Source organism: Actinomadura hibisca NBRC 15177, assembly GCF_001552635.1.
In the GTDB taxonomy this organism is placed as follows: Bacteria; Actinomycetota; Actinomycetes; order Streptosporangiales; family Streptosporangiaceae; genus Spirillospora; species Spirillospora hibisca.
The window spans coordinates 20,731-38,888 of record NZ_BCRO01000064.1 but is presented as its reverse complement, the minus strand read 5'-3'; the positions used below and the strand labels follow the sequence as shown (position 1 = coordinate 38,888).

The following is an 18,158-nucleotide window of genomic DNA, read 5'->3' as shown; positions in this document are numbered from 1 at the left end:
GCCGTCTCCATCGGGGATCGGGAGGATCGGCGCACGACTGTAGACGATCTCTTCCAGGGGCGGGCGGCCTGTTCCGGGGCCCGATCGTGTCGGTGGTGGCGGCTAGCGTGGGTGATCACTCATGGACTACAGGGAACTGGACGCCGGGCTGCTGGAGCCTGTGCGTACTCATGTCGGGCAGGTTCGGCGGGCGCTTGAGGCGGGGTCCCCTGCTGACGCGTGGGCATCGTTGATGGGGGACGATCCGCGGCGCGCATTCCGGCATACCGTCGCCTGCTCCAAATGCCGGGGCAAGGGGCGCACCGGCGGTTACAGCGGTGATCCCGACGAGTGGGAAGAGGACGCCTGGTCGTGTCCTGCTTGCCGGAGCACTGGTGACGCTCCTGAATCGCCCGTGGTCGCGGAGCCGTTGGAGGCGCACGTCTTGGCCGTCGCCACCGCGCCGGAGGCCGCCGTCCGGGCCGAGGCGCTGGGGCGGGAGGTCGCCGCGCTCGTGGTGCCGTGGGGTGTTCCGGCCGCTGAACGGGTCGTGTGGCGGGTCGCCTCGCCTGCGGCGCATCGGCTGGGGGCCGTCCTGGAGGGGCTGCCCGATCCGGCCGGGGAGTTGTTGTCGCTGCTGTTCAGCGTGCACTGGCGCGAGGAACTGGCCGACGTGCGGGCGGGCGTCGTCTCCGCGCATCGGCCTGGCACGATGCCGATTCCCTACACCACGGCCTGGAGTCAGGCCGCCGAGCACGCGGCCTGGCTCGCGGCGGCCGAGCGCGGATACACCGTGCCGCACGAGATCAGGACCTACCTGCGAAGCCGGACACTGACCGGACACGCGCAGGCCGGGATGCCGCTGGCCGACCTGCCCAACCCCTACGGACCGCTGCTGGGGCTGTGGCGCACCGGCTTCGCCCTCGACCGCATCGACGACGGTGACATCACGCTCTACGCCGCGCCCTTCCCTTGATCAGGGGGTGCGTTTGCGGATCTCGTTGATGAGTTTCTGCATCGGCTTCTTCTGGTCGGGTGGGCCGGTGAGCTGGACGGCGACCGCCGTGTCCGGGGCGCCGCCCTTCTTTGCGGCGAACACGTGGCTCATCGCCACGCGCACCACGCGCTCGTCGTCCTCGTCGCGGCCCTGCACCTCGGCGTACATCGTCGTGGAGTCGGTGCGCCGCCAGTCCTCCTCGTCCACGGCGATGTTCCTGCGCAGCGCCTTGCGTTCGGTCTCGCCGCACGGGGTGGGGCACTTCTGCACCGCCACCATGCCTCCCGCGCCGCTGCCCTGCGCCGGGAACGTGCCGCCCTCGTCCACGCAGAGCCAGCGGCCGTCGAACGGTTTCTTGTCGCCGCGCAGGCAGCCCCAGTCGCCCGGCGCGTCGAACTCGAACGGGAGGCCGTCCAGCTTCATGTGGTAGGTCTCCTCGCCCTTGCCGTAGGTCGGTCCGGCGACCGGGCCGGGCGGGCCGTCCTTGGGCGACGGCGTCGCCGAGGGGCGGCGGGACGGCGTCTCGATGTCCGGGGGCAGCTCGCGCGTGGTCGGGGCGGGCAGGGAGATCGACGGCACCCTTTCTTCGGGGTCTGGCCACAGGACCAGTAACGCGATCAGCGCGGACGCCAGGACCAGCGCGCCCAGGCCCACGGCCGTCGCGACCCCTGTCGGGCGGGACGGCTCCGGCTGCCAGTCCGCTTGCGAGGGCGGGGCCGTCCAGACGGGCGCGGGCTGGGCCGTCCAGTGCGGCGCGAAGGCCGGGCCTTCGCCGGGCGGCTCGGGCGCTGCGGTCAGCGCCGCGTCGTCGAGCAGGCCCAGCGCGGCGTCGGCCGGTCCGCCCGGCTCGTGCGGCACCGCCGCCCACGCCACCGGGCCGTGCGACGCGGCGTCCAGCACGCCGGGCAACGCGCCGCACGCGGCCGCCAGGCGTTCGCGGACGGCCGGGTCACCGGCGGCCGCCGGATGCAGGACGGCGATCGCCGCCGGTTCGCCGTGCGACCCGGCCCCGGCGAAGACCGCCCCGGCGGTGTGGTCGGCCAGCCGGGCGCGCAGCCGGAACGGGCCGACCTGCTCCGGATCGCCGGGCCGCAGCGGTTCCTCGCGCAAAGTCACAAGACTCCTCTTCTGCCGCAGGGGCGGACGAACGGGAGACCATCGTCCCCTACCGACGAACAGCCGCGAATCATCACTTGCATCCTGTACCGGGGTACAGGCTTACCGTCGAGACATGGAGCTCAAGCAGACGGATCAGGACGACGGGTGGGCGCCGCAGGCGTGCACGCTGCCGACGGCCGAGCGGCCGTTGCGGATCGGGGAGTTCGACGCGCTGTTCGCCGAGGCCGTCACCGAAGTGCGCCGGGTTGCGCCGGGACGGGTCCGGATGCGGTTGCGCGCCGAGCCGGAGTTCGCCGGGCGGGCGGCCGAGCTGGCGGCGCGCGAGACCGGGTGCTGCTCGTTCTTCACCTTCACTCTGACCGCCACCGGCGGCGGGCTGGAGCTGGAGATCAGTGCCGCCGACCAGCACGCCCAGGTCGTGGCGGCGCTGGCCGAGCGTGCCGCCGAGGTCGTCGCGTGACCGGCCTGCGCAGCGGGCAGGTCGCGGCGGCGGCCGGGGTGAATCCGCAGACGTTGCGCTACTACGAGCGGCGAGGCCTGCTGGCCGAGCCCGGCCGGTCGCCGGGCGGGCACCGGCTGTACCCGGCCGAGGCGGTGACGCTGCTGCGGGTGATCAAGACCGCGCAGCGGCTGGGGTTCACCCTGGAGGAGGTCGCCGACCTGCTGGAGGCCGGAACGCACCGGCACCGCGACGCCGGGCTCCGGGAGCGGGCCCGGGAGAAGCTGGCCGAGGTCGAGCGGCGCATGGCCGACCTGGAGGTCATCCGCGCCACGCTGCGCCAGGCCGTCGACGCCGGTTGCGACGACCTGCTGACCTGCGCGGACGAGCCGCACTGCCCGCTGCCGTTCACCGACCTCGTCCGGCCCTGAGTACGCTCCCGATCATGACGGTCCTCCGCTCCCTGGCACTGTTCCTGCTGGCCGCCCTCGCCGAGATCGGCGGGGCCTGGCTGGTGTGGCAGGGCGTGCGCGAGCACCGGGGACTGTTGTGGATCGGCGCCGGGGTGGCCGCGTTGGGCGTCTACGGGTTCGTGGCCACCTTGCAGCCCGACGCCAACTTCGGCCGCATCCTGGCCGCGTACGGCGGGGTGTTCGTCGCCGGATCGCTGGCCTGGGGCATGGTCGTAGACGGCTTCCGCCCCGACCGCTGGGACGTGCTCGGCGCGCTGGTGTGCCTGGTCGGCGTCGCCGTCATCATGTACGCCCCACGCGGTTGACGCACTTTGAAGCCGAGCGCACTCTTCTCCCCATGACCGATCTGCGCGACAGCATCGCCACCGTGCCTCCTTGGGCCTATTTCCTCGGCACGGCCGTGCTGACGACGTTGCTCGCGGCCCAGCTCACCGCCCTGTTGCAGCCGGACCCGTCGCTCCGTGCCGTCTTCGCCACCGGTGCCGCGTTCGGGGTGCTGTTCGCCGCCGCGATGACCGCCGTGCTCGTCCTGATGCGCCGCCGTGAGCAGGCCAGAATCGGCCACCTCAGCCGCGGCCAGCTCATCGACGTCACCCGCGCCCTCCGCACCGGCGAGCCCGCCGCCGACCCGGGCCTGGACACCGCCACGCTCGCCCAGGCCCGGCACCGACGCGACCAGCTCCATGTCGCGCGCCGCCGCAATCCGTGGCTCTACGGCGCGCTGGCGGCGCTGGGCGTCCTGAACGCCGTGCTCAACGACGCCCCCGGCTGGTACCTGGAGACCGCGCTCTTCCTGGTGCTGATCGTGCTGACCTTCGTGAGCACTCCCCGTGCCCTCGCCCGCCTGGACGCCCTGGAGACCGCCGTCCAGGCCCGCTCTCCGGCGGCCTGAACAGGCGGGTCAGCGGGAGTTGCGCCGGATGCGGACCATCAGGACGCCCGCCGCCAGCAGCGCGATGCCCGCGCCCGTCGCCAGGCCCGCCAGGAAGCCGTGCATCGAGTCGCCCCACAGCACCGACGCGACGATCAGCGCGACCAGGAACGCCACGTAGCAGCCGAGGAACGCATACAGCCGCCGGCTCCAGAACAGGCGGCGCGACGGCGTCTCCGGCACGTCGGCCAGGGTGCCCGCCGGGCCCTCGGAGGCCGCCTTCGGACGCTTGAAGTACTCGAAGTACATCCACGTCCCGCACGGTTCCCAGCCGTCGGGGGCCAGGCGTTCGGTCAGGGCGCGGCGGCCGACGCCCAGGACCGTCTCGCGCCGGTACTCCCAGCGCAGCGGGCCGTCGGCGGCGCGGCGGCTCACGAAGCGGCCCAGGTGGTCGATGCGCTCGACCTCCCAGCCCTGGTCGCCGTACCGGTCGAGGAGGGCGCGGTCCTGGAACGCGTCGGCGGTCCACACCCACGTCTGCGCGGCCGGGCCGTCCTCGGGGGCGGGGGCCTCGGCGCGGCCCGGGGACAGCTGGGCGGCGAAGATCTCGGCGGGGCCGAACTCCTCCTCGGGGTCGGCGTCCGACTCGGCGGCGTAGGCGGCCAGGTCGTCGACCGTGCCCGCCGCCTCGTCGGCCGGGACGCCGCGCTCGCGCAGGTGGGCGGCCAGTTCGTCGAAGTAGGCGGCGGTCATCGGATTCCCCCCTCGGCCAGCAGCGTGCGGACCGACTCGTCGAACGCCAGCCACAGGCCGCCCTGCTCGGCGAGCGTCTCGCGGCCCTGCGGCGTCAGCGTGTAGTAGCGGCGGCCCGGTCCCCGGTCGGCGGCCCGGAACTCGGCCGCCACCAGCCCGGCCTCCTCCAGCCGGTTCAGCACCGGGTAGAGGGTGCCGCCCTTGATCTGGCCGAGCCCGGCCGCGCCGAGCGACTTGGCGATCTCATAGCCGTAGCTCTCGCCCTCGGTGAGGCTGGCGAGCACGAGCAGGTCCAGCACGCCCTTGAGCCAGCTCGCGCGGCGGTCGGTGGCCATGGTCCTCGTTCCTGGTGACGGCACGGGCAGGGACGCAATCTAGCCGTTCCGGACGGCCGGACGGGGCGCGGGAGCCAGCGCCAGGCTCCGGACGTCGATGGCGATGTGCACCAGGATCGGCACCAGCAGGCTGCCGGTGGACAGGTACATCATGGTCAGCGCGTAGCCGGGCAGCGCGACCACCAGCACGTTCCGCCAGCCCTGGTACAGGTGCCCCACCGCGAAGACCACCAGCGCCAGGACGGCCGCCCCCTTGAGCGGCAGGCCGAGCACGCCGACGCCGAGGGCGATCAGCATCCCCCGGTAGACGACCTCCTCGCAGACGCCCGCGGTGATCGCCATGCCCAGCCCGGCCCAGCGCTCGCGGGGGGTGCGCGGCAGCAGCGCCTCGAAGCCCGCGGACTGGCGCTCGGTCAGCCTGCGCAGCCCCGGCAGGCGCCCGGACCGGCCCGCCCACCAGAGCAGCAGGCCCAGGACGACCATGACGGTGACCATCCCGGTGACGGTCCCGGCGACCTCGCCGGGGTCGCCCGCCACGGCCAGGCCGACGTCCGCCAGCCCGACGCCCGGCGAGACCGCCACGATCACCATCGCCAGCCCGGCCAGCGTCCAGGAGGAGGCCATCCAGAGCCGCAACGTGCGGATCAGGGCGCGGGGGTCGCGGTCGCGGCGGCGGGCCAGCCGGTCGTAGCTGATCTTGCCCAGCAGCGGCTCGCCGACCAGCACGCAGGCGGCCAGCAGGACGGCCAGGACCAGGCCCGGCGTCGAGAAGTCGGGGGAGATCGACATGGTGGCGCTCCAAGCGGGGGGTAGTTGCCCGAACGATCTAAACGTTAGAGCAAGCTAGGTAGAAATACAACCTAGGTTGGAGCGCCTCACCATCAGCGGGCCCGGTGCCGCTCGTAGTGGCGGCTCACCCGCGCCCGGTTGCCGCAGCCCGGCGAGCACCACGCGCGGCGCGGATGCCGCCGCACGAAGAACAGGACGCACCCGGGGCCGCCGCACGCGCGCAGCGCCGACCGTTGCGGCCCGCCGAGCACGTGGACGGCCGACGCGGCGATCACCGACAGCGCCGCGTCGGGCGGCGGCGCGGCGGTCACCTCCTGCACCAGGGGGACGGCCGCCCAGGAGAGGCGCGGCCAGCTCGGCGCGGTGGCCGCGGCCTCGTTCAGCGTCGCCAGGGGGATCGCGGGCGGCGGCGCGTCGTTCACCAGCGCGCGGGCCAGCGCGCGGACGGCGTCGCGCAGCCGCACGAACCGGAACAGGTCGCCGTCCCCCAGCGCGCGGGCGGCGGAGAAGGCCAGCTCGCCGGGGAAGTCCCCCGCGTGCGCGCGCAGCCAGGCGGCCAGCATGGCGGTCGTGGCCAACCCCTCGCGCAGGTCGCCGCGCACGGTGTGGCGGGTGTTGCCGAACTCGACGGCGAGGGGCTCACCGAGCGCCGGGGCCACCCCGATCTCGATGCGGTCGGGACTCACGGCGGTCATGATGTCACCAACCGTGAGCGTCCGTCCGGCCGATCGTGAGCCCGGGGAACGGGCGCCCCCGCGGAATAAAGGTAGATCGTTTGCCGTTGCAACTACCGCACGCACCACCCGCCCCATCCTTCCCACGCCCCGGAGGCAGCCCATGCGCAGCAGCATCCCCAGGCCACGGCCGACCCAGGACCATTCCGGCGTGCGAACCCGCTCCCTGCGGGCCCTCGCCGTCGCCGCCCGGCTGGAACGCCACCACGCCCCGGAGGGCCCGCCGGGCCACCGGGACGGGCACCGCCCCGCGCGGCGGACCCCCGACCCGGCCTGACCTGACCTGCCCGCGGCGGCGGCCCCTGGACCCGATGTCCGGCGGCCGCCGCCGCGGCTTTTTCGCCGACGGTCGACGGTCCGGTTTGCGAAGGGCATACCCTCTGCTGGCTAATAGTCTTGGAAATTCCGGGACCAGGGCGACGGAAGGCAGCGGTGTGAGCGACAGGACGATGCCGGACGCTCACCCGCTGCGATCAGGTGATCCGACGCGGCTGGGCGGCTACGAGATCCTGGGCCGGCTCGGCGAGGGCGGCCAGGGCGCGGTGTTCCTGGGACGGCCGGTGGCCGACGGCGGCTCGCGCTCCTCGGCGCACGTCGCCATCAAGCTGCTGCACGCGGGCCTGACCGAGGACGACTCGGCGCGGGCGCGCTTCGTGCGGGAGCTGGAGGTGGCCAAGCGGGTCGCCCGGTTCTGCACCGCGCAGGTCCTGGACGCCGACGTCGAGGGCGACCAGCCCTACATCGTCGGCGAGTACGTGCCGGGGCGGTCGCTGCACCGGCTGGTCCAGGCCGAGGGGCCGCGCGCGGCCGGGGCGCTGGAGCGGCTGGCGATCAGCACGCTGACCGCGCTGACCGCGATCCACCAGGCCGGGATCGTGCACCGCGACTTCAAGCCGCACAACGTCATGATGGGCCCGGACGGCCCGCGCGTGATCGACTTCGGGGTGGCGCGGGCGCTGAACGCGGCCGGCGAGACCCAGAACGTCGGCACCCCCGCCTACATGGCGCCCGAGCACTTCACCGGCGGCGAGGTGGGCCCGGCCGCCGACATGTTCGCCTGGGGCACCACGATGGTGTTCGCGGCGAACGGGCGGCCCGCCTTCGGCAACGACGACATGGCCGCGGTCATGCACCGCATCCTCACCGGCGAGCCCGACCTCGGCGACCTCACCGACCCGCTGCGCGGGCTGGTGCTGGCGTGCCTGGCCAAGGAGCCGCGCCTGCGGCCCTCGGCGCGCCAGGCGCAGGAACGGCTGGTGAACGCGGCGACCGGCATCACCCCCGCCGCGCCCGCGTCGGCGCCCGGCCCGCCGCCCCCGTTCCCGGGAACGTTCCCACCCGCGCCCCTTCCGGAGGCGTCCGCCCAGGCGTCCGGGGCCGCTCCGCCGCACGGCGCGACCACACCGCACGGGACCACCCCGCCGCACGGGTCGACGCACCCGCACGGGGCCGTCCCCCCGTACGCTTCCGCGCCCCCGCACGGGATCGCCGTGCCGCCGCCTCCCCAGATGCACGGCCACACCGCCCCGCAACCGCCCGCACCGGCGTCCTCCCGGCGCGGCCGTCTCGTCCCGGTGGCCGCGGCGGTCGCGGTGCTGTCGGTGCTGGGCGGCGGCGCGGTGTGGGCGGCCACGGCGCGTTCGGGTGACGACAAGGCCGACCAGCGCGAGAGCGCCGCCACCGCCGGGCAGGCGGCCTCCGGGGAGTCCCAGAACGGCCAGGCGGGCGGCTCCAAGGAATCCAAGGACCCCAAGAAACGGCAGCAACAGCAACAGCAGCAGCCGCCGAACAAGCAGAAGCAGCAGCAGAAGGACCAGAACGGCAAGGACACCAAGGGCGACACCAAGGAGTCGAACAAGGACCAGGCCGGCGGAACCCCGTCCAACGACACCGGCGGGAACAACGGCACCACGCCGACCGCCCCGGAACCGGCCAACAAGTACACGCCGCAGGCCGCCTGCAACACCGCGGGCAAGGGCTCGGGCTACTACGTGCAGCGCTCGGTCGCCGGATCCGGCGGAACGGCGTACCTGCTCTACAACGGCACCTACAACTGCGCCGTCACCATGAAGACGGTGAACGTGGGCAAGCGCTCGTCGGTGTCGGTGTGGATCCAGAAGCAGGGCGGCGGCCGGATCGCCGACGGCGGTTCGTTCGAGTGGTACGCCGGGCCGGTCTTCGTGTCGGCGCGCAAGACGTGCGTGCGGTTCGGCGGGAACGGGGCCGCGGCCCCCTACGGCAACTGCGGCTGAGCGCCGCCCGGCCGGGAGCCGCCCCCGCCCCGGAGGGCGGGGGCCGCGGTCAGTTGTTGGTCGAGGCGATCAGGTGGTCGAAGTCGCCGTCCTTGGCGCCCAGGATCAGCGCCTCGATCTCGTGGCGGGTGTAGATGAGGGCGGGGCCCTCGGGGTGGCGGGAGTTGCGCATGGCGAACCGGTCGCCGGGCAGTTGCGCGATCTCGACGCAGTTGCCCTGGGAGTTGCTGCGGGCGGACTTCAGCCACCGCGCCCCGTGGAGCTTGGTCGCGGGCATCCCGTTGTAGGTGCTGTCGGTCTGGAGCATCATGTCTCTCTGAGGAAATCACCGAGAAGCTCGACGGTGCGCTCGGGCGTCTCGCTGTCCACGCACAGGCGTTCCATCGCCTGCAGGTAGGTGTCGACGTCGTCGCGCTTGTCGAGGTACATCGCGCCGGTGAGGTTCTCGACGTAAACCACGTCCGGCAGGTCCTGCTCGGGAAAGCGCAGGATCGAGAACGCGCCGCCCTCGGCGGCGTGGCCGCCGAACCGGAACGGCATGATCTGAATGGTCACGTTGGGGAGTTTGGACATCTCGATGAGGTGCTCGAACTGGCCGCGCATCACCTCCGGCCCGCCGATGGGACGCCGCAGCGCCCCCTCGTCCAGGACCGCCCACAGGCGCGGGGCGTCGGGCGCGCTCAGCCGCTCGCACCGCTGCATCCGCAGCTCGACCCGCTGGTCGATCTCGTGGTCGGCCGCGCCGGAGTTGCCCAGCCGGATCACCGACCGCGCGTAGCCCTCCGACTGGAGCAGGCCGGGGACGAACTGGAGCTCGTAGGTACGGATCATCGCCGCCGACTCCTCCAGGCCCACATAGGTCTGGAACCAGTTCGGCAGCACGTCGTTGTACCGGTGCCACCAGCCCGGCGTGTTGGCGTCGCGGGCCAGTTGCAGCAGCGCCTCGCGCTCGGTCTCGTCGCTCACCCCGTACAGGGTGAGCAGGTCGTCGACGTCGCGTTCCTTGAAGCTCACCCGGCCCAGTTCCAGGCGGCTGATCTTGGACTCCGACGCGCGGATGGTGTAGCCGGCGGCCTGCCGGGTCACGCCCCGCTGCTCGCGCAGACGGCGCAGTTGTGATCCGAGCAGGATCCGGCGCACCGTGGATCCGCTTCCCGGCGTCTCTGGAGTCACGCCCAACCTCCCGGCTTCCTGGCGGACAGCGACCTTAGTGTGCCACCGCCCCTGGGTGTCCCGCCGCCACCTCCGATCATCCGCCACCGCCGTCCGTGGGCTCTGCTCATCTGTGGAAAACTGGATGCACGTGCATTGGGCCTTGCATTCGCACGCTACGATGCGCAGGATAACGCACGAGACTTCCGAGCCATGGCTGCACAACGAGATCACTCTGCGGGGTCGCGGGAATGACGTCACGCCACGCGTACGACGACACGCGGTGGAGCACCACGCGATGGAGCGCCCCGGCTCCGGCGGAGGCACAGGACCTGAGCGTGCACTCGACCCCCGTACCCGAATCCTCCGGCCTGCCGGCGCGGCTGGACGGCGCGCTGCGCTCGCTGGCGGACCTGACCGGCCCCACGGTCTCCTTCGACGTCCACCCCGACCCCGAGTCGGTCACCGAGGCGCGGCACTTCGCGCTGTCGCGGCTGGCCGACTGGGGGCTGGCGGGCCTGGTGGACGATGTCGGCCTGGTGGTCTCCGAGCTGGTCACCAACGCGCTGCGGCACAGCTCCTCCTCCCCCTGCCGCCGGCTGGACGACTACGCGGGCCACACCTACGCCGCCGACCCGCTGTCGTCGGCCCCCGCCGCGATCCGGCTGCGCATGGTCCACGAGTCGCGCTGGTTGTTGTGCGGGATCATGGACACCAGCCCCGCCGCGCCGCGCCGCAAGGAGCCGGACTACATCGCCGAGACCGGCCGCGGGCTGCACCTGGTGGACTCCTTCAGCGTCCGCTGGGGCTGGCGCGCGCTGCCCTACGGCAAGATCGTCTGGGCGCTCTTCCGCGCCCCGGCCTGACGCCTTTCACCGCCCGGACGACCCCGAACGCCCTGCCCGCTTTGCCCGGCTCACCGGGATTCCCGTCCCGGCCGCCGCGTAGGGCGTTGTCCGTCCCGGCCGCCCCACCAGGCACAACTAAATGGGACCAATGCGTATAACCCCCTCTCCGCGGGGTATACGGCACTTCCACCACGAGCAGCGGACTGGGAGCACCTGTGGAATTCTCCGTCGAGCACCGGACCGAGCAAGATCTCACGGTCGTCACGATCAGCGGGGAGATCGACGTCTTCACCAGTCCCCGGCTGCGCGAACTGCTGCTGGACATCATCGACAACGGCGGCGTGCACCTGGTGGTGGACCTCAGCGAGGTCACCTTCCTGGACTCCACCGGCCTCGGCGTGCTGGTCGGCATCTACCACCGGCTGCGCGCCCGCGACGGCTCCATGTCGTTCATGGGGGTCAACGACCGGGTCCGCCGGGTCTTCCACGTCACCCAGCTCACCAAGATCTTCGTCCTGCACGACTCGCTGGCCGACGCCCAGGCCGCGCACCGGGCCGCCTCCCAGCCGGCGTCCTAGCGCCCGCCGCTCCCGTAGTCCCCGCCGGCCCGGCGCAGCCGGGCTGGAGGACCGGCCGGTAACGGTACGGTTGAGGAACAGATCAAGCCCGCCGCATGGGCTTTTCGCCAAGGCGCGCGGGGCTGTCCGTCAACCGATCCACCGACCGGACGGGAGCGCTCCGTGGCAGAACAGCCGCTGCATGAGCACACGCTCGGCAATGGGCTGCGCGTGGTGGTCTGCGAGGACCACGTCGTACCGCTGGCCGCCGTCAACATCTGGTACGGCGTGGGCTCGCGGCACGAGGTCGCCGGCCGCACCGGGCTGGCCCACCTGTTCGAGCACCTGATGTTCCAGGGCTCGGGCAACGTCGCCGAGGGCGAGCACGCCGCCCTCCTGGAGAGCGCCGGCGCCACCTTCAACGCCAGCACCTCTTTTGAACGCACCAACTACTACGAGACCCTGCCGGTCAGCCATCTGGAGCTCGCGCTCTGGCTGGAGGCCGACCGCATGGGCGCCCTGCCCGCCGCGCTCACCCAGGCCAACCTGGACAACCAGCGCGACGTGGTGAAGAACGAGCGCCGCCAGCGCTACGACAACCAGCCCTACGGCACCGCGTTCGAGCGGCTGTGCCGCCTGACGTTCCCGCCGGGGCACCCCTACGCGCACACCCCCATCGGCTCGATGGAGGACCTGGACGCCACCACGCTGGAGGACTGCGCCGACTTCTTCCGCACCTGGTACGCGCCGGGCAACGCGGTGTTGTCGATCGTCGGCGACGTCGACCCGGAGGCGACCATCGCCGCCGTCGAGCGCTACTTCGGCGGCCTGCCCGTCGGCCCCACCCCGCCGCCCGCGCGCCCCGGCGACCTCGGACCGCTGACGGAGGTGCGGGTGGAGAAGGTGGCCGAGGACGTGCCCTCCCCCGCCTACTTCGCGATGTTCCCGCTGCCCACCGACGGCGGCGCCGACATCGAGGCCGCCGAGCTGGCGGTGGAGATCCTGGGCGGCGGCTCCGGCTCGCGCCTGTACGACCGCATGGTGCGCCGCGACCAGATCGCCACCGAGGTCTGGGCGGGCGTGACGCGGCTGGCCGGCGGCCCGTCGCTGGCGATCGTGGACGCGATCGGCCCGGACGCCGAGAAGATCGCGGCGGTGCTGGACGAGGAGATCGCCCGCTTCGCCGAGGACGGCCCCGACGCCGACGAGACCGCGCGCGCCACCGCGCAGGCCGAGCGCAGCTTCCTGGAGCAGACCGAGACCGTCACCGGCCTCGCCAACGGCCTGTCCCAGAACGCCACCCAGTTCGGCGACCCGGCCCGGGTGTTCACCGCGCCGGGCCGCGCCGCCGCCGTCACCGGCGACCAGATCAAGGACATGGCGCGCCACTGGATCAAGCCGGGCGCCCGGACCGCGCTGACCTACGGAGGTGCTTCGTGACCGAGCCGACCGGCCAGGCCCTGACGTTGCAGCCGCGGCCCGTCCCGGGTCCGGTCCCGGCCTGGGCGTTCCCGACCGGCGAGCCCGGCCGGGTTCCCGGCGGCCCGGCGACGCTCCGCTGCGACCTGCCCGGACGCCGCCTGGCGTCGGTGCGGCTGGTGCTGAACGCGGGCGCGGGCCGCGAGCCGGTGGGGCGCGAGGGCGTCGCCACGCTGGCGGCGCGGGCGCTGCTGGAGGGCACCGAGCCCGGCGGCGGCACCGCGCTGACCGCCGCGTTCGAGCGGATCGGCGCGAGCCTGTACGCCTCGGCCGACCTGACCGCGCTGCGCATCGCGCTGGACGTGCCGGTCACCCGGCTCGGCCCGGCGCTGGAGCTGTTCGCCACCGTGCTGCGCGACGCGGCGCTCGCCGACTCCGACGTCACGCGGCTGGTCCGCGAGCGCCTGGAGGAGATCGCGCAGGAGGACGCCGACCCGGGCACCCGCGCGATGCGCGAGCTGCGCGCCACGATGTTCCCCGAGCAGGCGCGCGCGCACCGCCCCACCGGCGGCACCCGCGAGTCGATCGAGGCGATCAGCGGGGCCGACGTGCGGGCGTTCTTCCGCTCGGCGGTGCCCGCCGAGGCGACCGCCGTGGTGGCGGGCGACCTCACCGGCACCGACGCCGACGCGGCCCTCACCGCCGCGCTCGCCGGCTGGACCGGCGACGGCGAGGCGCTGCGCGCGCCCGACACCGTCCCGCCGACCGCCGGGCCGCGCATCGTCGTGGTGGACCGGCCCGGCTCGGTGCAGACCTACCTCAGCCTCGGGCACGGCGTGCCGGACCGGTCGCACCCGGACTGGCCGCTGCTGACCGTGGTGTCGCACGTGCTGGGCGGCGGCCTCACCTCGCGGCTGAACGCGGTGCTGCGCGAGGAGAAGGGCTACACCTACGGGGTGCGGGCCGGGCTGCTGCGGATGCGGCACTGCGGGCTGTTCATCACCCAGGGCTCGGTGCACACCGAGGTCACCGGCGACGCGGTGGCCGACGCGCTGACCGAGCTGCGCAGCGTGCTGGTCCGCCCGATCAGCGACGACGAGTGCGGCTCGTCGGTGCGGGCGCTGGCCGACCGCGCCCCGGCCGAGTACGAGACGGCGCGCTCGGTCGCGGCCGAGCTGGCCGACACCGCCGCCACCGGTCTCGGCGCCGACTACACGCGCCGCTACCTGGCGGCCGTCCGCGCGGCGACGCCCGAGAGCGTCACCCGCGCCTACCGCGAGCACGTCGACCCCGAGGCCCTGACGGTCATCGCGGTCGGCGACGCCGCGCAGATCCGCGAGCCGCTGGAGAAGCTGGGGTACGCGCCCGTCGTGGTCGTGCCCGCCGAGTGACACCTGCGTGACCTCGCCGCCGTGACCGGGGGTCGTCCCCCGGTCACGGCGGCGCGGCCGCTCCCCCGCCGAGGGGTTTTTCACGCCGGATGTCCCGTGTCGGGCGAACCGTGGCATGGTGGTGTCCGTCTGACTTGCGAGCGGGGAACGGCCCCGTCCGGGCGAGAGGGGTACGGCCGGTGTCCTACGGGCAGATGGCGGGCGGATACGGGGGCGGCCCCACCGTCGAGACGATCCTCTCGGAGCCGCACTGTCGGCCGGGCGGCGTCGTCGCCGGGAAGGTCCACCTGCGGGGCGGCGCGCAGGCCGCCGAGATCCGGCACGTCACGCTGGCGCTGATGCCGCGGATGCGCGACGCGCGCGGCGGCCCCGAGACCGCCGGGCCGGAGGTCTACCGGGGCGCGCTGACGCGGGCGTTCCGGCTGGAGGCGGGGCAGCGGCGCGAGCTGCCGTTCTCGATCCCGCTGCCGTACGAGCTGCCGTTCACCACCGTGCTGGGGCGCGAGCTGCCCGGCTTCACCATCGGGCTGTGCACCGAGGTCGACGTGATGGGCTCGCCCGACCCGGGCGACATCGACCCCATCTCGGTGGAGCCGCTCCAGTCGCAGCAGTGGGTGCTGGCGGCCATCGCGCGCCTCGGCTTCAAGATCCAGAACGTGACGTTCCAGCGCTCCAAGCTGCGCGGCATCCCGCAGCAGCTGCCGTTCCACCAGGAGATCCACCTGAAGCCGCCGCCCCAGTTCCAGGGGCGGCTGGACCGGGTGGGGCTGACGTTCGCGGCCACGCCGCGCACGATGGCGTTCAAGCTGCGCGCCGAGGACCGCGCCGACGACGACCCGTCGTTCGGCGCCTTCCAGGTCGGCCACCCCGAGACCGCCGAGACCGACTGGACCGCCAAGATCGGCCACTGGCTGGAGGCGGCCGCGCTGCTGCCGCGCGGCGGCTCGCCCTACGCGTCGGGCGGCTCGCCGCTGCCCCCACCGGGCGGCGCTCCCCTTCCCCCGCCCGGCGGCGCGCCGCTGCCGCCGCCCGGGTCGCAGACCCCGCAGCCTCCGCCCGGCCACGGCGCGTACCCGCCGCCGCCCGGACAGCACAACACCCCGATGGCCCCGGCGGCCTACGGCGGCGGCCAGTTCCCGCCGCCCGCGCCCGCCCCGGGCCAGCAGGCGCCGATGCCCGGCCAGGGCACCGTGCCGCCGCCGGGCGTCCCGACGCCGTACGGGCACGCGGCCCCGCCGCCCCCGTCCTACCCGCCGCCACCGAGCCACCAGGCGCCGAGCTACCCGCCGCCGCCGAGCCACGGGGCACCGGCCTACCCGCCGCCGAGCCATGGCGCGCCGTCCTATCCGCCGCCTCCGGGCCACGGGCAGCACCACGCGCCGCCGCCCGGTTACAACGTGCACCATCACCCGGGCGGCCACCACGGTCCCGGCTGGGGCGGGGCCGCCGCTGCGGCGGGCATCGTCGGTGGCGCTGCCGCGGCGGGCATCGCGGGCGGCATGGCCATCCACGGCGCGGCCGACGCGGTCGGCGCGGTCGGCGGCGCGGCCGTCAACGCGGCCGGGTTCGCGCAGAACGTGGCGGGCTACCCGGCGGCGCAGTTCGGCGACCAGGTCGTCAACCAGGTCGGGCAGGCCGCGATGGGCTTCGCGGGCGACCAGGTGCGCGGCTACGTCGGCGAGCAGGCCGGGCAGTGGGCCGCCGACGGCTTCGGCGAGGCCGCCGGGGACGTGGCGGGCGAGGTGGCCGGCGGTATCGCCGAGGCGCTGGGCGGGTTGCTGGGCGGTCTGTTCGGCTGACCGCACGGCTGCGACCCTTGGGGCTTTTCGGACGAGATCCGCGGCACGCTCGGCCAATCCGCCCCCCGGTGGTTAGGGTCGGAGGCGCAGCCGCCCCCCGGAGGAGCAACGTTGACGACCGTCGTGCTGGTCCTGCTGTGTCTGGCGATCGCCGGACGTGAGCTCTACCTGGCCTCCGACAAACGTCTACCCCGCGCGCAGGAGGAGTTGCGCGAACTGCGCGCCCAACTCGCCGACCTGACCAAACGCCACGAGTCGCTCCAGGCCGAGGTCACCGGCCCCGCCATCGAGCCCGCGCAGCCCGCGGTGCGGCCCGCCGCGCCGCCCGACGACCTGCTCGACCGCGTCGGGGCACTGGACGACCGGGTGGAGCGCCTGGAGGAGGACTTCGCCGCGCTGTCGGGCGAGTTCACCGGCCTGGAACTGGACCGCGACGCGCAGCGCGCCCTGGCGCGTTCCCTGGACGCCGCCGAGCAGGACGTCGCCGAACTCCAGCACGAGATGCTGGACCGGCTCGCCCGGCAGGAGGGCGTGGTGCCGGGCCTGCTGCTCAGCGAGGAGGGCGAGGCCGAGGCGCTGCTCGCCGACGCGTACGAGCGGTGCGCCGCCGAGTACGGCCTGCACGTCCGCGTGCGCGACCAGCGCACCGCGCAGGCCGCCAACGGCGGGTACTGGGGCACCGCCTATCAGATGTCGGGGCGGCGCGCGGACGCGCTGTCAGAGGAGCTGTTCGCCTACGTGCGCGGCCTGTACGACCCGCAGGACCCGTCCGCTCTGGCGGCCCTGCTGACGGAGCTGGCGCACCTGCGCGGCGGCGGGATCGCGCGGCTGGGCCCGTTCACGGTGGTGCGCACCCCGAACACGCTGCTGTGCGGGCTGCTGCCCGACTCCGACGAGCCGGCCGAGCCGTGGGAGCTGGCGTCGCGGCTGCGCGACCTGCCCGAGGACGTGCAGTGCGACCTGACCTGGCTGCGCACCGACGACTGACGGGCTGAAGCCTGTCTCAAAGACCTCAGGCGTCGCGCGAGTGACTAACTGGCCCGGCGGGGCGATGCCGGAGGCGAGTCCCGCCGGGCCAGATCGCGAAGCGATGTGGCACTCGCCAAGGCACGGTCAGCGGGCGAGCCGCCAGGCGAGCCCGCTGGGCCGGGACTTTGAAACACGGGCTAGAGCCGCACGAAGCGCGGCTCGGCCACCTCCGTCCGGTCCACGCCGAACGCCAGCAGGCAGCGCGGCGTGCGGGCGACGTCGATCTGGAGGCACAGGCCGAGCCCGAGACCCGGATCGACGAGCACGACGCGGCGCAGCGCGCGCAGGGCGCGGCGGGCGCGCACGCGGGTCTCGGGGCGCAGCGGGTCGTGCAGCGTCCGCGTGACGACGCGTCCCGCGAAGCGCCACAGGGCGACCGAGTCCAGCACGCGGCCCCCGGCGGCGGTGAGGTCGGCGACGATCACGACGCCGGTGTCGTCCTCCTCCGGCGCGCGGACCTCGCGCGGCGTCTCCCCCGGGCCCTGCGGGCCGCCGCGCGCCCGGTGGTAGCGCAGCGGGTCGAGGGTGTCGATGACGAACGCGCCCGCGTAGGGCCGCGTGGCGCGCGGCCGCGCGGCCCGGGGCGGGACGCCGAGGCCGCGGTGGGCGCTGAGGTCGAAGACCATGCCCGCCGGGTCGGCCCAGACGGGCAGCCCGAGCTTCTGGGCCCCGGCGCGGTCGAGCCCGCCGATGGCCTGCCAGACGTCGCCGGTGCGCCCCGACAGGGCCGCCATGCCGAGCCCGGGGAAGGCCCCTTCGAGGACGGCGAGGGTGGCCTGCCACGTGGCGCTGCCGACGAACTCGGCGATGAAGGCGTCCACCTGGGCCTTCTGCCGGACGGGCCCGTCGGTGTCCCGGGGCGGCTCCATGGCGAGCCCGTGCCGGGGCAGCCGGACGGGAGGGGGCGTCCCGTCCTGAGCAGGCTCGTCAAAGCGCGGCCGGACCTCGCTGGGCGGAGTGACCGCCCAGGACGCGGCAGGCGCATCCGCCGAATCAGGCCGCGTCTCCGAAAGCGCACTGGCCCCGACGTCCAGGGGCCCAGGCTCCGCCTCCGTCCAGGGAGAGAACGCCCCGGCATCCGGCTGCTCAGCCGGTGCGCCCGACTCCACGCTCCGCCAGCCGTAGGAAGACTCCGGCACCCCATCCGCCCGGGTCTCCGAAGCCTCAGAGGGCAGCTGCGACGACGCATCCACGTCCGACCAGGTATCCGCTGGCCCGGACG

The 18,158-nt window shown here is 74.2% G+C and carries 21 protein-coding genes; 13 read left to right on the top strand and 8 right to left on the bottom strand.

The annotated features are described in order from the left end of the window. Positions 1-424: 424 nt before the first annotated feature. Positions 425-955 (top strand): hypothetical protein, encoded by a 531-nt coding sequence (locus tag AH6_RS27875; RefSeq protein ID WP_169807927.1) that lies wholly within the window; start codon positions 425-427, stop codon positions 953-955. Here AH6_RS27875 and AH6_RS27870 read toward each other — a convergent pair whose 3' ends face one another. Continuing rightward, positions 956-2,092, bottom strand: coding sequence for a hypothetical protein (locus AH6_RS27870; RefSeq protein ID WP_157431765.1), 1,137 nt, complete (start codon positions 2,090-2,092; stop codon positions 956-958). 115 nt (positions 2,093-2,207) lie between these two features. On the opposite strand from AH6_RS27870, the gene AH6_RS44185 reads away from it, so the two are divergent. The 4 genes from AH6_RS44185 to AH6_RS27850 are packed head-to-tail and all read left to right on the top strand — an operon-like array spanning position 2,208 to position 3,899. Further along, complete coding sequence (locus tag AH6_RS44185) at positions 2,208-2,555, top strand: hypothetical protein (RefSeq protein ID WP_067485706.1); 348 nt, start codon at positions 2,208-2,210, stop codon at positions 2,553-2,555. Next, entirely contained in the window at positions 2,552-2,965 is a 414-nt protein-coding gene (locus AH6_RS44180; protein ID WP_067485704.1) for a MerR family transcriptional regulator, read from the top strand. The genes AH6_RS44185 and AH6_RS44180 overlap by 4 nt, the downstream gene beginning before the upstream one ends. Positions 2,966-2,979: 14 nt before the next feature. After that, positions 2,980-3,312 carry a YnfA family protein gene (locus tag AH6_RS27855; RefSeq protein WP_067485702.1) on the top strand — a complete coding sequence of 111 codons (333 nt, stop codon included), beginning with the start codon at positions 2,980-2,982 and terminating at the stop codon, positions 3,310-3,312. 32 nt (positions 3,313-3,344) lie between these two features. Continuing rightward, on the top strand, positions 3,345-3,899 hold the full coding sequence (locus AH6_RS27850; protein ID WP_067485700.1) for a hypothetical protein: 555 nt from the start codon (positions 3,345-3,347) through the stop codon (positions 3,897-3,899). Between the two features lie 9 nt (positions 3,900-3,908). Here the strand turns inward: AH6_RS27850 and AH6_RS27845 are convergent, their stop codons facing one another. From AH6_RS27845 to AH6_RS46105, 4 genes are all read right to left on the bottom strand, one after another. Further along, positions 3,909-4,631: a hypothetical protein gene (locus AH6_RS27845; RefSeq protein WP_067485698.1), complete on the bottom strand. Its 723-nt coding sequence runs from the start codon at positions 4,629-4,631 to the stop codon at positions 3,909-3,911. Next, a complete protein-coding gene (locus AH6_RS27840) occupies positions 4,628-4,966 on the bottom strand; it encodes a PadR family transcriptional regulator (RefSeq protein ID WP_067485696.1) in 339 nt (112 codons plus the stop codon). Before AH6_RS27840 ends, AH6_RS27845 begins: the two co-directional genes overlap by 4 nt. Before the next feature lie 39 nt (positions 4,967-5,005). Next, positions 5,006-5,755, bottom strand: a complete 750-nt coding sequence (locus AH6_RS27835; protein ID WP_067485694.1) for a CPBP family intramembrane glutamic endopeptidase — start codon at positions 5,753-5,755, stop codon at positions 5,006-5,008. 92 nt (positions 5,756-5,847) lie between these two features. Then, the gene (locus tag AH6_RS46105; protein WP_067485692.1) at positions 5,848-6,450 is read right to left on the bottom strand and encodes a CGNR zinc finger domain-containing protein; all 603 of its coding nucleotides are present in this window, start codon (positions 6,448-6,450) and stop codon (positions 5,848-5,850) included. A gap of 190 nt (positions 6,451-6,640) precedes the next feature. Here AH6_RS46105 and AH6_RS46770 point away from each other — a divergent pair, with 190 nt between their 5' ends. Together AH6_RS46770 and AH6_RS27825 are read left to right on the top strand one after the other, a co-directional pair. Then, positions 6,641-6,766 carry a hypothetical protein gene (locus AH6_RS46770; RefSeq protein WP_281180287.1) on the top strand — a complete coding sequence of 42 codons (126 nt, stop codon included), beginning with the start codon at positions 6,641-6,643 and terminating at the stop codon, positions 6,764-6,766. A 157-nt stretch (positions 6,767-6,923) separates the two neighbouring features. After that, positions 6,924-8,741, top strand: a complete 1,818-nt coding sequence (locus tag AH6_RS27825) for a serine/threonine protein kinase (RefSeq protein WP_245679501.1) — start codon at positions 6,924-6,926, stop codon at positions 8,739-8,741. A gap of 49 nt (positions 8,742-8,790) precedes the next feature. Here AH6_RS27825 and AH6_RS27820 read toward each other — a convergent pair whose 3' ends face one another. Beyond that, on the bottom strand, positions 8,791-9,051 hold the full coding sequence (locus AH6_RS27820) for a DUF397 domain-containing protein (RefSeq protein ID WP_083983519.1): 261 nt from the start codon (positions 9,049-9,051) through the stop codon (positions 8,791-8,793). Next, a complete protein-coding gene (locus AH6_RS27815; protein ID WP_245679500.1) occupies positions 9,048-9,881 on the bottom strand; it encodes a Sco1979 family transcriptional regulator in 834 nt (277 codons plus the stop codon). Before AH6_RS27815 ends, AH6_RS27820 begins: the two co-directional genes overlap by 4 nt. 350 nt (positions 9,882-10,231) lie before the next feature. Here AH6_RS27815 and AH6_RS27810 point away from each other — a divergent pair, with 350 nt between their 5' ends. The 6 genes from AH6_RS27810 (at position 10,232) to AH6_RS27785 (ending at position 16,894) form a co-directional block, all read left to right on the top strand. After that, a complete protein-coding gene (locus AH6_RS27810) occupies positions 10,232-10,759 on the top strand; it encodes an ATP-binding protein (RefSeq protein ID WP_245679499.1) in 528 nt (175 codons plus the stop codon). A gap of 197 nt (positions 10,760-10,956) precedes the next feature. Then, a complete protein-coding gene (locus AH6_RS27805; protein ID WP_067485688.1) occupies positions 10,957-11,319 on the top strand; it encodes an STAS domain-containing protein in 363 nt (120 codons plus the stop codon). Positions 11,320-11,481: 162 nt separating this feature from the next. Next, complete coding sequence (locus tag AH6_RS27800; protein ID WP_067485686.1) at positions 11,482-12,738, top strand: M16 family metallopeptidase; 1,257 nt, start codon at positions 11,482-11,484, stop codon at positions 12,736-12,738. Beyond that, positions 12,735-14,108, top strand: coding sequence for a M16 family metallopeptidase (locus AH6_RS27795; RefSeq protein WP_067485684.1), 1,374 nt, complete (start codon positions 12,735-12,737; stop codon positions 14,106-14,108). The genes AH6_RS27800 and AH6_RS27795 overlap by 4 nt, the downstream gene beginning before the upstream one ends. 179 nt (positions 14,109-14,287) lie before the next feature. After that, positions 14,288-15,907 carry a sporulation protein gene (locus tag AH6_RS46765; protein ID WP_067485682.1) on the top strand — a complete coding sequence of 540 codons (1,620 nt, stop codon included), beginning with the start codon at positions 14,288-14,290 and terminating at the stop codon, positions 15,905-15,907. 111 nt (positions 15,908-16,018) lie between these two features. Continuing rightward, entirely contained in the window at positions 16,019-16,894 is an 876-nt protein-coding gene (locus tag AH6_RS27785) for a hypothetical protein (RefSeq protein ID WP_067485680.1), read from the top strand. 179 nt (positions 16,895-17,073) lie between these two features. Here AH6_RS27785 and AH6_RS27780 read toward each other — a convergent pair whose 3' ends face one another. Continuing rightward, positions 17,074-17,805, bottom strand: a complete 732-nt coding sequence (locus AH6_RS27780; protein WP_067485678.1) for a hypothetical protein — start codon at positions 17,803-17,805, stop codon at positions 17,074-17,076. Between the last annotated feature and the right edge of the window lie 353 nt (positions 17,806-18,158).